At 63.2% G+C, this 14829-nt stretch carries 14 protein-coding genes and 1 tRNA gene; 5 read left to right on the top strand and 10 right to left on the bottom strand.

Translation table 11 applies throughout. The annotated features are described in order from the left end of the window. Window positions 1-213: 213 nt before the first annotated feature. The gene (gene ettA / locus B4393_RS02885) at window positions 214-1887 is read right to left on the bottom strand and encodes an energy-dependent translational throttle protein EttA (RefSeq protein ID WP_078332825.1); all 1674 of its coding nucleotides are present in this window, start codon (window positions 1885-1887) and stop codon (window positions 214-216) included. Window positions 1888-2003: 116 nt separating this feature from the next. Continuing rightward, the gene (locus B4393_RS02880) at window positions 2004-2486 is read right to left on the bottom strand and encodes a single-stranded DNA-binding protein (RefSeq protein WP_078332824.1); all 483 of its coding nucleotides are present in this window, start codon (window positions 2484-2486) and stop codon (window positions 2004-2006) included. Between the two features lie 191 nt (window positions 2487-2677). Between B4393_RS02880 and atzF the strand changes: the two genes are divergently transcribed. Further along, complete coding sequence (atzF, locus tag B4393_RS02875; RefSeq protein ID WP_078333005.1) at window positions 2678-4288, top strand: allophanate hydrolase; 1611 nt, start codon at window positions 2678-2680, stop codon at window positions 4286-4288. Here atzF and B4393_RS02870 read toward each other — a convergent pair. Continuing rightward, window positions 4285-6294, bottom strand: a complete 2010-nt coding sequence (locus B4393_RS02870; protein ID WP_078332823.1) for a cytochrome c oxidase assembly protein — start codon at window positions 6292-6294, stop codon at window positions 4285-4287. The genes atzF and B4393_RS02870 overlap by 4 nt on opposite strands. A gap of 73 nt (window positions 6295-6367) precedes the next feature. Here B4393_RS02870 and B4393_RS02865 point away from each other — a divergent pair. Continuing rightward, a tRNA-Arg gene (locus B4393_RS02865) sits at window positions 6368-6441 on the top strand. Between the two features lie 12 nt (window positions 6442-6453). On the opposite strand, the gene B4393_RS02860 is transcribed toward B4393_RS02865, so the two are convergent. The 4 genes from B4393_RS02860 to B4393_RS02845 all read right to left on the bottom strand — a co-directional run bounded on the left by B4393_RS02860 (window position 6454) and on the right by B4393_RS02845 (window position 10206). Beyond that, window positions 6454-7464 carry a GNAT family N-acetyltransferase gene (locus tag B4393_RS02860; RefSeq protein WP_109558246.1) on the bottom strand — a complete coding sequence of 337 codons (1011 nt, stop codon included), beginning with the start codon at window positions 7462-7464 and terminating at the stop codon, window positions 6454-6456. Window positions 7465-7558: 94 nt separating this feature from the next. Beyond that, on the bottom strand, window positions 7559-8395 hold the full coding sequence (locus B4393_RS02855; protein ID WP_078332822.1) for an LLM class F420-dependent oxidoreductase: 837 nt from the start codon (window positions 8393-8395) through the stop codon (window positions 7559-7561). A gap of 12 nt (window positions 8396-8407) precedes the next feature. Then, window positions 8408-9301, bottom strand: a complete 894-nt coding sequence (locus B4393_RS02850) for an aldo/keto reductase (RefSeq protein ID WP_078332821.1) — start codon at window positions 9299-9301, stop codon at window positions 8408-8410. A gap of 74 nt (window positions 9302-9375) precedes the next feature. After that, on the bottom strand, window positions 9376-10206 hold the full coding sequence (locus B4393_RS02845) for a helix-turn-helix domain-containing protein (protein WP_078332820.1): 831 nt from the start codon (window positions 10204-10206) through the stop codon (window positions 9376-9378). Between the two features lie 192 nt (window positions 10207-10398). Between B4393_RS02845 and B4393_RS02840 the strand changes: the two genes are divergently transcribed. Both B4393_RS02840 and B4393_RS02835 read left to right on the top strand, forming a co-directional pair. After that, complete coding sequence (locus tag B4393_RS02840) at window positions 10399-11148, top strand: SDR family NAD(P)-dependent oxidoreductase (RefSeq protein ID WP_078332819.1); 750 nt, start codon at window positions 10399-10401, stop codon at window positions 11146-11148. An 88-nt stretch (window positions 11149-11236) separates the two neighbouring features. Continuing rightward, window positions 11237-11581 carry a DUF732 domain-containing protein gene (locus B4393_RS02835; RefSeq protein WP_078332818.1) on the top strand — a complete coding sequence of 115 codons (345 nt, stop codon included), beginning with the start codon at window positions 11237-11239 and terminating at the stop codon, window positions 11579-11581. 33 nt (window positions 11582-11614) lie between these two features. Here B4393_RS02835 and B4393_RS02830 read toward each other — a convergent pair whose 3' ends face one another. The 3 genes from B4393_RS02830 to B4393_RS02820 all read right to left on the bottom strand — a co-directional run bounded on the left by B4393_RS02830 (window position 11615) and on the right by B4393_RS02820 (window position 13695). After that, a complete protein-coding gene (locus B4393_RS02830; protein WP_330359266.1) occupies window positions 11615-12451 on the bottom strand; it encodes a nucleotidyl transferase AbiEii/AbiGii toxin family protein in 837 nt (278 codons plus the stop codon). After that, complete coding sequence (locus B4393_RS28345) at window positions 12354-12740, bottom strand: type IV toxin-antitoxin system AbiEi family antitoxin (protein WP_330359267.1); 387 nt, start codon at window positions 12738-12740, stop codon at window positions 12354-12356. Before B4393_RS28345 ends, B4393_RS02830 begins: the two co-directional genes overlap by 98 nt. 340 nt (window positions 12741-13080) lie before the next feature. Next, the gene (locus B4393_RS02820) at window positions 13081-13695 is read right to left on the bottom strand and encodes a TetR/AcrR family transcriptional regulator (RefSeq protein ID WP_078332815.1); all 615 of its coding nucleotides are present in this window, start codon (window positions 13693-13695) and stop codon (window positions 13081-13083) included. Between the two features lie 74 nt (window positions 13696-13769). Between B4393_RS02820 and B4393_RS02815 the strand changes: the two genes are divergently transcribed. Then, a complete protein-coding gene (locus B4393_RS02815) occupies window positions 13770-14681 on the top strand; it encodes a hypothetical protein (protein WP_078332814.1) in 912 nt (303 codons plus the stop codon). Window positions 14682-14829 lie beyond the last annotated feature (148 nt).

Here is a 14829-nt window from a genome sequence, read left to right as displayed (position 1 = left end):
GTGCGGCGTGACCGTCGGGGTCCAGCGACTCGTCCCAGTCCATCTCCCCCGTATACCGGGCGTGGCTGAACGCAGCCTCCAGCGCCTCGATGGTCGGGACGCCAGATCCATTGGTAGATGGCGTGTTTTCGGAAGTGGTGGTCCCTGTGTTAACAGTCACGCAGAACGCTCCTGGCCGATGTTGCGTACCGGGTTTCGGCACGCAACATCACCCTAGTCGCGTGTCAGGCGGCGGTGGGTAACTCTGTGAGGTCTGGCTGCATCGATACCCAAACGTTCGACCTTGTTCTCTTCGTACGCCTGGAAGTTGCCCTCGAACCAGAACCAGGAAGCGGGGTTATCGTCGCTTCCCTCCCACGCCAGAATGTGCGTGCACGTGCGGTCCAGGAACCACCGGTCGTGCGAGATGACGACCGCGCAGCCAGGGAACAGCTCTAGCGCGTTCTCCAGCGAGCTCAGGGTTTCGACGTCCAGGTCGTTGGTGGGCTCGTCGAGCAGGATCAGGTTTCCGCCCTGCTTGAGGGTGAGCGCCAGGTTGAGACGGTTGCGCTCACCACCGGAAAGCACGCCGGCCGGCTTCTGCTGATCCGGCCCCTTGAATCCGAAGGCCGAAACGTATGCCCGGGAAGGCATTTCATTCTGGCCGACCACAATGTGGTCAAGCCCGTCGGAAACGACCTCCCAGACGTTCTTCTTGGGGTCGATACCGGCCCGGCTCTGGTCGACGTAGCTCAACTTGACGGTCTCGCCCACCTTGACCACGCCACCGTCGGGGTTCTCCAACCCCACGATGGTCTTGAACAGGGTGGTCTTACCGACACCGTTGGGGCCGATGACGCCGACGATGCCGTTGCGGGGCAGCGTGAACGACAGATCCTTGATGAGGGCGCGCTCCTCGAACCCCTTGTCGAGATGGCTCACCTCGACCACCACGTTGCCCAACCGTGGACCGGTGGGGATCTGAATCTCTTCGAAGTCCAGCTTCCGCGTCTTCTCCGCCTCGGCAGCCATCTCCTCGTAACGTCCGAGCCGTGCCTTGTTCTTGGCCTGGCGCGCCTTGGCACCCGAACGCACCCACGCGAGTTCTTCCTGCAGTCGCTTGTGCAGCTTGGCGTCCTTGCGACCCTGAACGGCGATGCGCTCGGCCTTCTTTTCCAGGTAAGTGGAGTAGTTGCCCTCGTAGGGGTACGCGCGACCGCGATCCAGCTCGAGAATCCACTCGGCCACGTTGTCCAGGAAGTACCGATCGTGGGTCACGGCCAGGATGGCGCCCGGGTAGCTGGCCAGGTGCTGCTCAAGCCACAGCACGCTCTCGGCGTCCAGGTGGTTGGTGGGCTCGTCGAGCAGCAGCAGGTCGGGCTTCGACAGCAGCAGCTTGCACAGGGCAACCCGTCGGCGCTCACCACCGGACAGATGCGTCACCGGCTCGTCCGGCGGCGGGCAGCGCAGCGCATCCATCGCCTGCTCCAGCTGCGAGTCGATATCCCAGGCGTCGGCGGCGTCCAGCTCTTCCTGGAGCTTGCCCATCTCCTCCATGAGTTCGTCGGTGTAGTCGGTAGCCATCAACTCGGCGACCTCGTTGTACCGATTGAGCTTGCCCTTGAGCGCCACGCCGGACTCGACGTTCTCGCGCACTGTCTTCGTCTCGTCCAGCTGCGGCTCCTGCATCAGGATTCCGACGCTGGCCCCGTTGGCCAGGAATGCTTCGCCGTTATTCGGCTTGTCGAGCCCGGCCATGATCTTCAAGACGCTGGATTTACCGGCGCCGTTCGGACCGACCACACCAATCTTGGCGCCGGGCAGGAAGTTCAGGGTGACATCGTCGAGGATGACCTTGTCGCCATGCGCCTTGCGGACTTTCATCATCGTGTAGATGTACTCAGCCATTGCCGCGCTGTCGCCTCTCCTCTAAGTTCTTCGTCGCAGCTCACGACCATTCAGGTGAGCTGCCCGAACCATCCTAGGTGAGAGGCGACCGCGCGGTCGCCGGTGTCAGCCCCGGATCATGCGCTGAGGCGCATGTTCACCGAATCCTCGCTGCTCTCGTCTGCCTCTACGGGCTCGGTGGTCGATTCTTCGGCACCCGAATCGGGTTGCTCGGCCGCTTCGGCGTCCTCTTGCTTTCCGGTGTATCCGGCCTTCTCTATCCGGGCGATGGTCCGTGATAGATCCGGCCCGACGGCGATGGCTTTCATCTCGGTGATCTGGCGGCGGTTGCCGTCTTTGTCTTCGAATTCACTGGTGTGCAGGTGACCGTGCACGATCACCGGCGCTCCCTTTCCCAACGCGGCACCGACCCCGGTCACCAACCGGCCCCAGCAGGTCACATTGATGAAGAGGGAGTTCGCATTCACCCAACTACCGTCCTCCCGCCGACGGCGGGCATTACTGGCGACGCGGAACTTGATCATCTCGTCGGAGCCGACCTGACGTCTCTTGAGGTCTCCGACGATGGAGCCGATCACAGTCACTGGAGTTTCAAACATGGTCCATGCCTTCCTTGTCTATCTCTGCATCTCTCCTCAGCACCTCCAACGGGTGCCCTTGGTGACTCCAGTAACCCGGCAGACACCGACACCGCGCACCGACATGAGGGCAGGTTCGGGCGGTGGTTGTGGATGAACTTCGGATTGGGGATAAGTGGCCGATGAGTCGGACCACCCGTACCTTCCTTGACATGACGGTTTGGATCACGCGACGCCCCGAGAACGAAATCGCCTCCGAATTGGAGGGCTCATCAGGGCCGTTGGCGGGGGTGCGACTCGCGGTCAAAGACAACGTGGACGTCGGCGGCGTGCCTACCACCGCCGCCTGCCCCGAGTACGCATACGTTCCCGAGCACGACGCGCCGACGGTCGCGGCGCTACGTGCGGCGGGTGCCGTCGTGGTGGGCAAGACAAACCTCGATCAATTCGCGACCGGGCTGGTGGGTACGCGCTCGCCCTACGGCCCAGTGCCCGACTCACGCCGCCCCGAATACATCAGCGGCGGTTCCAGTTCGGGATCCGCGGTGGCCGTCGCCACCGGGGAGGTCGATATCGCGATCGGCACCGACACCGCCGGGTCAGGGCGTGTTCCCGCGGGGTTGCAGGGCATCGTCGGCATCAAACCGACCGTCGGTGTCATCTCCACCGAAGGCGTGGTTCCGGCGTGCGAATCCTATGACTGCGTGACCATTTTCGCCCCTTCACTGACCGCCGCCAACGCGGCGATGACTGCTATGGGGACGGCCGCGGGGCCACGGCTCTGGCCCACCAACACCCGACTGGCTGCTCCCCCACGACCCACGGTCGCCATCCCGCGCGAGCTCCCCGCTCTAGATGAGTTGTGGCGCAACGCATTTCATGCGGCGGTTGACGACCTGCGCGATGCCGGCGCAACGATTGTCGAGATCGACCTGACACCGTTCTTAGCCGCCGCGAAACTCCTCTACGAAGGCGCGTTGGTCAGCGAGCGCTATGCAGCGGTGGGCGATTTCATCGATGCCCAACCCGGAGCGTCGTTGGATCCGACTGTCTCACAAATTATTTCCGGTGCACGTGACATTCCCGCGCATCGCCTGGTCCGCGATCGCGCCGAGGTAGAACGCCTTCGCGAGCAGGCCCTGAACTCGCTAGCCGGCGCGGATGCGCTACTGGTACCCACCGCGCCGCTACATCCGACGATCGAACAAGTCGCGGCGGACCCGATTGGCGTCAATGCGGCCATGGGGACCTACACCAACTTCTGCAACCTGTTCGACCTGTGCGCGGTGGCAGTACCGGCGGGAATCGCGGGTGAGGCCCAGTTCGGCGTGACGGTGGTGGCGCGCGCGTTCGACGATGCGGTGGCCTTCGACATTGCCGCGCTGGTCACTGGAGACCCCGTGGAACAAGACGTTTGGCCTGCAGCGATCACCCTGTCACACGAGCTTGCGGTGTTTGGCGCGCACCTCAAGGGCGGCCCGCTGGAGTTCCAGCTCACCGACCTGGGCGCACGGTGGGTCGGTCCGATCCGGACCGCACCGAAGTATCGGATGGCGGCGCTGCGCACCACCCCGCCCAAACCCGGCCTCACCCGCTCCGAAGAAGACGGGGTAAGCATCGGCGGTGAGATCTGGCGGCTGTCTCCCGCCGCATTGGGCACCTTCCTCGCGCAACTGCCCGAGCCGATGCTGCTGGGCAAGGTCGAATGCGATGACGGCTTGTGGCGCACCGGTTTTGGCTGTGACGGTGCGGCAGCACAGGCCGGAGTTGATATCAGCGAGCACGGCAGCTGGCCGGCCGCCATTGCCGCGGGTGCGGTCTAACCGCGCGTCTTCTCGTCTTGCTGGGCCATTTTGGAGAGCATCGCGTTGTAGGCCGCGAGGTCGGCGTCGTCATCACGGTCGGCGGCACGGTCCTGGCGGCGGGCCAGTCGCTCGTCCGAGCGTGACCACTGGACGACCAAGGCAATCATCACCACTAACAGCGGGAGCTCCCCCGTCGCCCAGGTGATCGCGCCACCCATGTGTTGATCGGCAGCCAGATCGATCCGCCATGGGAGCGCCAGATTGCTGTAGAACTTTTCGCCGAGAATCGATTTCGTGCCCATCAGGATGACACCGAAGAAGGCGTGCAGGGGCAGGGACACCAGCACGATACCCAGCTTGGCGACCGGGGGCAGGCGCCGCGGCGACGGGTCGATGCCGATGACCACCCAATAGAACAGGTATCCGCTGAGCAGGAAGTGCAGATTCATCGCCAAGTGCGCGGCGTGCACATCAACGGAAGCGTCATACAGCCCGCTGAGATACAGGCCGTAGAAACCGCCGATGAACAACGAGGTCGCCACCAGCGGATGCGTCAGGAAGCGAGAGAACTTGCTGTGCAACGCGATCTGCACCCATTCACGTAGCCCCGGCGGATCGCCCTTGCCCGCGGCAGGCAGCACCCGCAGCAACAGCGTGATGGGGCCACCCAGGACCAGCAGCACGGGTATCAACATCGAGAGCATCATGTGCGCGGCCATGTGCATGCTGAACATGGCGGGCATATACCGGCCAACGCCGGACGATGTGGCGATGAGCAGGAAGGCACAGCCGGACAGCCAGGCGATGGTGCGCCCCACCGGCCATTCGTCGCCGCGCTTCTTCAGCCGCCGCACACCGACCAGGTAGGCAACGGCGAAAACGAGCGCGGCCGTTCCGAAGATGAGATCAAAGCGCCAGTCGAACATCAGTCGCTGCGGGGTCGGCGGGCCGCCGAGGTTGTATCCGATGGCGACTTCGACCGGCGACGGGTTGAGGTTGACCGGCGGAGGAGGCGGGGTGCGTCCCAACCCGACGGCGATACCAAAGGTGACCGCGAAGATGACGGCTTCCACTCCGGCCAGCCGAATCAGCGGCCGACGGTTCTGCGGGTCCTTGTTCAATGCCGTTATCGCCGTGCGGCGCTGCAGATAACCCAGCACACCCAAAAGCAATAGCGCGGTGGCCTTGCCCACCAGCAGCCAGCCGTAACGGGTGGTGATCAGGTCGGAAAGCTGCACTCGGATAAGCGCGTTGATGATTCCGCTGAGCCCGACCGCGACGTAGCACCACAGCGCCAGCGTGGAGAACCGGCGTGCGGCCACATCGAGATAGCCGCCACCGCGCAACGCGTGTATCAGTAGCGCGACCAGCCCGCCCGCCCACAGCGCCGCCGACACCAAATGGATGATGAGGCTGTTGGTGCCCAGGTCATGTGCGCCGCCGGTGGCCGAATGCCCCACCAGAGCCAGCGGCATCAGCGTCGCCACCGATCCGAGCACCAGCAGCGGCGTCCATGACCAGCGCAGCACCACGCGGCTAACGATCGCGACGCCGGCGGCGATGAAGGCCATCCAGCGCCACGCGTTCACGGTCTCGATCTGCCCGGTCAGCGTCCAGAGCTCGCCAGGGCCGAAATCGCTTACCGGCTGACCAGCCACATCGGATATCGACAGCGGCACCATGGCCGCCGAGAGCACCGCTAGCGCGACCGATGCCGCCGTGCCGATGCGCAACGAGCGATACCCGTCCACGTCGAGCACCCCGCTGGTTTGTGGGGGGACGAAAAAGGCCGCGACCAGGAACGCGCCGACGGCGACGACGGCTGCGATTTCGGCCGCCGCTCGCACGAACGGCAGACCGTAGGAGGTGACCGGGCCGGGGTTGGGCAGACCGGTCGCGATCAGCGCGTCCGTGAGTGACAGGGCGCCGATAGTGGCTGCGACCAGGCCCGCCAGTACCGCAAGGCCGACGACGATCGTCCACATCGGCGAATCGGTCTTCCTAGCGGTGGGAGTGGTCGTCACCAGTCAAGGGTATGGCGAGATGCGATCCACACCGCCACCGGTTCGATAGACTCCCATCCGGCTAGCGCCACATGCCTCCGTAGCTCAGTCGGATAGAGCAAGGGCCTTCTAATCCCTAGGTCGCAGGTTCGATTCCTGCCGGGGGCGCTGGTTCGACCGTCAACACAACGCCTGCACCATCTGCCGGGTGGCGACGTCGACCTGTATGGATACCCGCGGGGAAAGACTCAACTCCCCCACCGGAGGAACATCGAAGACCGTGGTGACCACGCCTGGCCCGTCCGATTCCCAGCACGCACCGTACCTATTCAGAACGGTGCGCATCGCGTAGTTATCCGAGAGCACGGTCGCCGTGAACCGGCGCACACCGCCGGCATGCGCCGAAACCGAGAGCGCTTCCATCAGCAGTGTGCCGATTCCGCGGCCCTGGTAGTCATCGCCGACCGTGAATGCCAACTCGGCACTGTCGGGTTCGTCGGCGTGCCGGATAAATCGAGCGTCGGCGACGACGAGACCGTCCACACCGTCTGGCCCGTCGGTGAGGGCCCACGCGAAGTGCTCGAGGTAGTCCACCTCGAACAGGTAGGTGATCATCCGCTTACTGGGGACCCCCATAAACCGGCGGTACACGGTGCGCGGGGAAAGCCTCGCCAGACGTTGACTGTCGCCGGGCAGGATGGGCCGCAGATGGAACTCGGCGCCATCACGCAGCCGCACCGCAATGGGCGTGACAAAGGAGGCTAGCCGCTGCCGCGCGGTCCATACCAATGCCTCTGACACACCCGGGATTTCGAGCATCACGGCGAACGCGTCGCGACCACCGGCCCAGCCTCGCACCGGTTCGGTCGCTACCACAGTTGCCGTCCGGGCGGTCCCACGCAGGAGCGCGATCTCGCCGACAACGGTGCCGGGCATCAGATGCGCGACCACAGAATCCCCGCTCGGGCCGGCATGAAGGATTTCGCCGCCCCCCGAGCCGACCAGCAGGAACCAGTCAGCCGCCTCCCGCTGGCGCATCAGCATCTCACCGGGGGTCGCCTGCAGCGACGAGAGCAGCTCGGCCAACGGGGCGAGTGCACCAATCGAGTTGCCCGCGAAGAACTCAAGTTCCGCGAGTTCGGCGGGGTCGACACCAACAGATCCGGGCCGCGCTCCGTCCACGATGTGCACCGCCCTAGCCCGTCTAGCTGAGTCAGTTGGCATGGTAATCACCGCCACCATGTCTGATCGGCTAATGGCGGAAGTACGTCCGCAGCCGGCGCGCTCAGGCCATCAGTGCGACGAAGCGGTCCAGCTCGCGCAACGTGGTGTCGCGGGACGCCACCGGCAGCAGGCCCAACAGCACACGATGCACGCCAAGGTCGGCGCGGCGTTCGATATCTCCGGGCCGCGGCGCCAGGATGGTCGCGGTCACCGGAACAGTCGGCTTGCTTTGTTGCGCTGCCAGCACGTTGAGTTCGCCGATTCCCTTACGAAGCTCTTCCACCCCAAGCGTTGTCGGTGCCATCCAGCCGTCGGCATGGTCGAGCACTCGCTCATGGGTAGACAGGCCCCAGCCCCCCAACCACACCGGTGGATACGGTCGTTGAACAGGCTTGGGCCACGAGAGAATCGGGTCGAACGCCACATACTTGCCGTGGAACTCGGCCTGCTCTTCCGTCCAAATCTTTTTGACCGCGTGGATACGCTCGCTTTGTAATGCCACCCGCGTGCGCGGATCGGTGCCGTGATTTCGTATCTCCTCGCGCAGCCATCCGACACCGATTCCCAATTCCAGCCGCCCGCCCGATGCGCTGTCCAGGGTTGCCGCTTCTTTGGCGAACGTGATCGGATCTCGCTGCACAAGCAGCGCCACCGCGGTACCGATACGGAGGTCTCGAGTCGCAGCCGCCGCGAACGACAACGCGACGAACGGATCGAGGCTGCGGCAATAGTCGCGGGGTATCTCATCCCATCCGGCATGAATTGTCTCGATCGTCACCGGTATGTGCGTGTGCTCCGGCACGAAAAGGGATTCGAACCCACGGGTCTCGATCTCGACCGCTAGCTCGCCGGGCTCCATACCTTCGTCGGTGACCGCGGTGAAAATACCTATCCGCATGGAACTCTCCGGCTATTCATCTCTGTCGTCGGGCAACGGCACCGCCGCGGAAAGGGCCGCGAACTCGGCATCACTCAGTGCGATGTCCGCAGCGGCGACGTTCTGCGCAAGGTGCGCTTCCGACGATGTTCCCGGGATCGGAAGCACAATCGGGGAGCGGCGAAGCAGCCATGCCAACGCAATCTGCGCCGGGGTGCGGCCGTGTGCGTGCGCGATGACATCCAGAGCGCTACCGGCGCCGTCGAGGCCTGCGGTAGCGAGCGAGAAGTACGGGATGAATGCGATGCCGTGAGCGGCGGCGTAGTCCACCACATCAGATGCTGACCTGTTGGTGAGGTTTAACAGGTTTTGCACGGAGGCGATGGGCACGATCTGCCGTGCCGCGTGCAGCTGGTCCACCGAGACCTCGGAGAGCCCGACGTGCCGGATTTTGCCTTCGTCTCGCAGCAGCTTGAGTTCGCCGATCTGGTCTTCGAAGGGAACGGTGGGGTCGACTCGATGCAGCTGCAGCAGATCGATGCGCTCCAGTTTCAGGCGCCGCAGGCTCATTTCCGTCTGTTGGCGCAGGTATTCGGGCCGCCCCAACGGAATCCAGCCCCACTCAGCCGGGCCAGTGCGTGCGAGACCGACTTTTGTGGCGATCGTGAGATCACCGGGATACGGGTGCAGCGCTTCACGGATCAGGTCCTCGACGATCTGCGGGCCGTACGCATCCGCGGTGTCCAGGAAGTTCACTCCCAACTCGATCACCCGTATGAGCAACCGCACCGCGGATACCGGATCTCGCGGCGGCCCCCATACCCCTGGGCCGGTCAACTGCATCGTGCCGTAGCCGAGCCGATTGACGGTGATGTCACCGCCGAGGGTAAGAGTTCCTGCTCCAACGGGCTGTGTTGACGTCACGATTCGATCCTGCGCAATCTGAACTCAAGAAGCCGCGAATATCGCTTGCTTCAAAGGGATTTGGATTTGGTTTCCTACTATTCGGGCTGCTGGTCTGCGGCGAGTCGGGCCAGTAGCTCAAGCCCATCGGCGTCGGCACTGCCGGGGTCAGCCGAGTAGATGAGCAGCTGCTGCCCGGGTGCCCCACCGACGGCGAAGCTGTCGTACTGAAGGCTGATCTCACCGACCTGGCTGTGGCGGAATCGCTTGGTCCCGCTTGTTCGTGGCCGGACATCGTGCTGCATCCACACGAACGTGAAAACGTCGCTCTGAATCGTCAACTCACCCACGACTTCTGCTACACGAGGGTCATCGCGAAACGACACCGACATGGCACGCAGATTTCGGGCGGTATCCCGCGCGATGTCGTCCCATTCGGCGTAGAACTCATTGGCCACAGGGTCAAGAAACACCATGTACGCGAGGTTGTCCGCCCGCGAGAAGTCACCGTAAAGCGCCTGCGCGTGAGCGTTCATAGCCAGAATGTCCAGTGCCGGGCTGATGACCAACGCTGGGGCGTGCACCACATTGTTGACGATTCTCATCGTCCCCTCGCTGGCGTCGCGCTGGCCACCTACATCGGCCGCTGCCCCGGACGGCCGGGAAAGGCCGGCGAGATGTTCAGTCGCATGCGTATCCAGCTGCAGCGCCCGGGAAATCGCCCGCAGCACTTGCTCTGAGGGATGCCGCTCACGCCCCTGTTCAAGCCTGCTGTAGTAGTCGGCGCTCACCCCGGCCAGCGCGGCAACCTCTTCCCGGCGCAAGCCCAAGACGCGGCGCGGCTCGTCCTCCGGCAGCCCCACTTGTCGCGGCGAAACCAGAGCACGGCGCGCCTTCAGAAAGTCGCCCAACTCATTTCGCCGATCCATGTCCTCAACATACTCACGGCAACTCGCGCCAACCAGGGTGTAGTACACCCACCCAGCGGCGCGTCACTTCAGCCGCACGGGATGCCCAGGTAGGAGTAGCGCACCCTTCCAGGACTCAGCCCGCGAATTTACGCTGAGGAAGCAACCGTATGTGAATGAAATATGTTGCGGTCAAGTGAAAGACGGAGATCAATGAGTATTTTGACAGGCAAGACGGCACTTGTTACGGGCGCGTCGAAGGGAATCGGCGCGGCTATCGCGCGCGACCTGGCTTCCGCGGGAGCACATGTGGCAGTCCACTACTCGTCAAGCAAGAGCGGAGCCGACCACGTGGTGAAGTCAATCCTGGATGCCGGAGGCCAGGCCTTCGCCATCCAGGCTGATATCTCCGATCCGTCCAGCGTCAGAGAACTCTTCGTTCAGCTCAGAACTCGGATCGACAGGCTCGACATCCTCGTCAACAACGCCGGGGTGTACGAGATGGGCGCTGTTGAGTCAGTGACCCCAGAAGAACTTCAGCGCCAGTTCAGCCTGAACGTCTTCGGCCTGACGACCACGATCACCGAAGCACTCGGCAGCGTCCTTGGTCCCGGCGCGAGCATCGTCAACATCGGGTCAAGCGTCACCAGCTTCACGCCGGCCAACTCGCTGGTGTACACCGCGTCGAAGGGGGCCGTGGACACGATTACCGGCACGCTCTCCAAGGAGCTCGGCCCGCGGGGCATCAGGGTGAACTCGGTCAATCCCGGGTTGACCGTGACCGACGGCATGCAGTCGAGTGCCTTCTCAAGTCGCGAGTTCCGCACCGAGATCGAGAACATAACCCCCCTTGGCCGGATCGGCGTGCCGGAGGACATCGCGCCAGCAGTGACATTCCTGGCCTCAGACCTGGCTTCGTGGATCACCGGAGAGATCCTGGTCATCGGCGGTGGCCTGAACTAAGGCGCCCTAGGAGCGGCCGTCTTCGCAATTCGGCACTGCCGGGCCCGCCCTGATGGCAATAATGCTGGTGACCGGAAGGAATACAAGGATGTACAAGCTCCGCACCAGGATTGTCGTCGGGATCGCTGCCGTTGGCGCTTCGGTTGGTGGCCCGTTCGGCGCCGGGATCGCACAGGCGAATGACCACACGTTCCTGGACAGTCTGCGCGCCGCGGGGGTGTACATCCACAAGGATGCCGAGCCGTACGTGATCCAGGCGGGGCATCGGGCGTGCCGCGATCTGCACAACGGCGTCCCTCCCGAAGAGGTCGGCAATTCTTTCCCCTGGGGTAACGGCGTCGCGCCTGCGCCTGCCCCTCAGGTGTACCTGGACATTCTGCAAAGCGAGCTGTGCCCGAATGCGCTGAACCCGGCGCCACCACCGTCGGTGTAATCCTCACCATCAACCCGAAAACCGATGAGGGATCTAGTTTTTTGCAGAAGCCCACGCTTTACGCACGGCCGTAATGGCCTCTGCCGCCGTAACCGTAAGCCTGGTCTGCCCAGCGAGCTGCGTCCGCCATGCAACATCCGAAGGCGGCTTGTCAAAGATGTAGTCGCCGGGTGCCCGACCAGTCGGCCCATACCTCTTGAACAGATCAAGGGCGTTGGCATTTATGGCGCCAATTTCGTTGAGCGCCCATAAATCCCATAGATCGCGAGGCGCTGCCCGATCTGCCCATGTAGCGGTCTTGGACGCAGCGAACCCTGGAAGTGTTGGAACGGCGAGTTCTGCGGGCGGGGCATCCTGGTAGCGCTGAACCAATGTCTGGCGCTCCGTCGGCCACAAGGTGCGATCGCTTGAAGAGAGCAGTTGAACTCTGACCGATACGCCGCCGGTGGAACGTAGGAAGCTGGCTTCGGTATCTCGTATGTAGCTCAGGGGTGGGTCCAGCGTGAGCCGGCCATGCGTCCGAGCCAGTGCGCGCGGCAGCACCGAATCAAGTTCTTGTGCTACAGACTTTCGACTATCGACAGCAATGAGGTCTACGTCCTCGCTCAGCCGCCCATTGGGTAGATACGTGCGTGCGAGGGCTGTACCCCCAATGAAGTGAACCCGATCTCCAAGAGTCTGACTGATTACGGCAAGCAGGTGCGAGATGAGGTGATCACGGACAACTTGCCCGGAATCAACACCAAACTGAAGTGCGATTGCATCGCGCTCATCACCGTCCACCGGTGACGCCAGCCCATGTTTTCGCACGATGTAGTGATGCAACGAGTCGTTGTTCAATTGCAAGCGCTTGTAGCCGCTGCGGGTCACATCTGCGGTACAGCGCTGCGATGGCTGCGGGGACCTCGTCCTCGGCATTTCCGAGCTGAGGCCGATGCGCCAGATCGAGGACGGTCTGCTCAGGTGTTGTCACAAGGGCAGGCCCTAATGGCGTCTCGATCAATTCCGCGTCCAACGCGCGGGTGTCTCGTTTGACGAAGGTGACCGCAGCAGCTCGATCGGCGAGCCGAATCAGCCGATGTTGTTTGGGTACGGCAACAATCGCCGTTGCAAGCGCCCGTGGAATTGCCCCAAACAACCGGGCCGCGCTGATTCCCATCAACACCGCGCTTTCGGCGCCATAGATCGCCGTGGCTATTCCAGCCGCAATCGCCTCCAGACTGGGCACCCATTGCCGGCCTACCATGTCCTGGGGCACTACCACGTAGTAACCGTTGGCAACTCTCTTCAGGAGCCCGCGGTCGGCGAGCCTCGCAAGTTCAGGTCCTGGAAATGCATAAATCCCGGTGGCATCGGCGGCTCGGATGGTCCGCAGTGGCACGCGTGCAAGCGCCGGTGGCGCGATATTTCGACGGTGCACCATCGCCTCCCTCCAAGTATGCATTTCCTAGGCCATAAGCCTAAAGAATGCATACTGATGACACAAGGGCGCGGGTTGCTCAGACCTTGATCGCGTCCCACGCGGCCTGTCCGAGAACCGGCGCCGCGGCAAGCACATCGAAGTCGGCCGACCTGGCCAGCCACAGCCGGGCATATTCGACGCAGGGCCCCATCCACAATGCCTGACACAACCTGGGCGGCAGCGGCTTGATGCGCCGCTTCTCGACGTGCGGTTGTAACCATGCGCTGGCCTTGCCGTAGAAGTCCTCGTGCAGCGCGGTGATCGTCGAGCGCGATTCCTCGATCACCTCGAACTCACGACAATGAAACAGAAAACGGGCCCGCATCTCATGGGCGGCCACCCACTCCAGATGGAAGCGCACCGCGGCCACAACCCCATCGCGGGCACCTGAACTCGCTTGCAATGCAGCAAGATACGCGTCGTAATAATCACGCAGTGCTTCCAAGTACAGCTCGGCGGCCACGCCTTCCTTGCTGCCAAAGAAGTGGTAGATGCTGCCCACACTGGCCCCGGATTCACGATGCAGCGCCTCGACCGTGGCCCCCGCCACCCCGCTTTTCAGGAAGGACGTGAGCGCCGCGTCAAGGATCGCGCGCCGACGGGCGACGCCGGCATTCGAAGCGGTGGGCACCACCGAACAATACTGAACCACCTCTTGACTAGAGAATTTTTCTAGAATAATTTTCCACCCGACGGCGAACCTCACGGCGGGAGGGACTGCGACAGATGAGCGCGGACACCGAGAACCACACGAAAAACGAAGCGCGACGGGCCAGCCCGATGGATGTGGCTCTTGGCGTCGCCTGCGTGGTGTGGGTGGTCATGACACTCTGGTCGGGCATTTCCACCGGCGGCGCCGGCCTACCCGTGATCGCACAGACGATCACCTCACTGGCGCTGGTGGTGGCGGTATTCGGCCATATGCTCAAACATCTGGGCGTCAAGCTCGCGTCGGCCTACTTCGTCATCGCATCCATCGTCGAGTGGGCGTTCGAGCAGGCGAACATCAGTTTCGGCGGGTTTGTGTGGGGAGATCTGCGCTACGGCGACATACCGATGATGGGCCCACATATCGGCAGCGTTCCTCTGCTCGTCCCCGTCGGAATGGTCGCCTTGTTGTGGCCGATCTACGTGATCATCAACGTGATACTCGACGGCAAGATCGTGGTGAACCCGCACACCCTGCGAGCGTGGCAGGTCGTGTGGCACTGCGTGTTGTACGGCATGCTGCATGCCTGGATCGCCTTCTTAGCCAACGGTTTTTGCACAAATTTCGGTATCTACGAATGGGTCGGGAAATCCAAGGCGCTGGCCCCGGAGGACTCGTTCTTCGGCGATCCGGCCCTACCCATCGGGTGGGCAATCTGGGGCTTCCTGATCACCTTCATCATCTCGTTCGTGCTCCTGCCGCTCCTCGGCAAGGACGCGCTCACACAGTCCGAACAACGTCCGCTCAGCTGGGTTGATGCCGCACCCATCGTGGTCATCGGCGCGTATGCGTTCGGCTTGTTCCTCAACCCGGTCAACGAGTCCGTCGGCAGCGTCATCCTCTTCATGTTCGGATTCATCTCACTACTCGCCCTGTATCGCTTTTCCGCGGTCCTCCTGAGCCACGACGACACCAAGCCTGAGGATTAGCTGCGAAGTAGCTGGCAACTACTGACCAGGCCGTTTCGGCCGAACAGCTCACACGTGTCGACATTGCCGAAATCCACGCACCGATGTTCATGCGATTGGCAACCGATACGCCCCGTTTGCCGGGTAGGTTGTCGGCGTTCGACTCACC

The sequence above is a fragment of the Mycobacteroides franklinii genome (assembly GCF_002013895.1).
Classification (GTDB): domain Bacteria; phylum Actinomycetota; class Actinomycetes; order Mycobacteriales; family Mycobacteriaceae; genus Mycobacterium; species Mycobacterium franklinii.
Note: the sequence above shows the minus strand (reverse complement) of the source record. Positions and strands in the feature narration are given on the sequence as shown.

Coding starts and splice junctions, on each gene's coding strand:
- ettA (WP_078332825.1), bottom strand. CDS start 1,887: ATGGCTGAGTACATCTACACGATGATGAAAGTCCGCAAGGCGCATGGC.
- B4393_RS02880 (WP_078332824.1), bottom strand. CDS start 2,486: ATGTTTGAAACTCCAGTGACTGTGATCGGCTCCATCGTCGGAGACCTC.
- B4393_RS02835 (WP_078332818.1), top strand. CDS start 11,237: ATGTACAAGCTCCGCACCAGGATTGTCGTCGGGATCGCTGCCGTTGGC.
- B4393_RS02845 (WP_078332820.1), bottom strand. CDS start 10,206: ATGGATCGGCGAAATGAGTTGGGCGACTTTCTGAAGGCGCGCCGTGCT.
- atzF (WP_078333005.1), top strand. CDS start 2,678: ATGACGGTTTGGATCACGCGACGCCCCGAGAACGAAATCGCCTCCGAA.
- B4393_RS02855 (WP_078332822.1), bottom strand. CDS start 8,395: ATGCGGATAGGTATTTTCACCGCGGTCACCGACGAAGGTATGGAGCCC.
- B4393_RS02840 (WP_078332819.1), top strand. CDS start 10,399: ATGAGTATTTTGACAGGCAAGACGGCACTTGTTACGGGCGCGTCGAAG.
- B4393_RS02815 (WP_078332814.1), top strand. CDS start 13,770: ATGAGCGCGGACACCGAGAACCACACGAAAAACGAAGCGCGACGGGCC.
- B4393_RS28345 (WP_330359267.1), bottom strand. CDS start 12,740: ATGGGAATCAGCGCGGCCCGGTTGTTTGGGGCAATTCCACGGGCGCTT.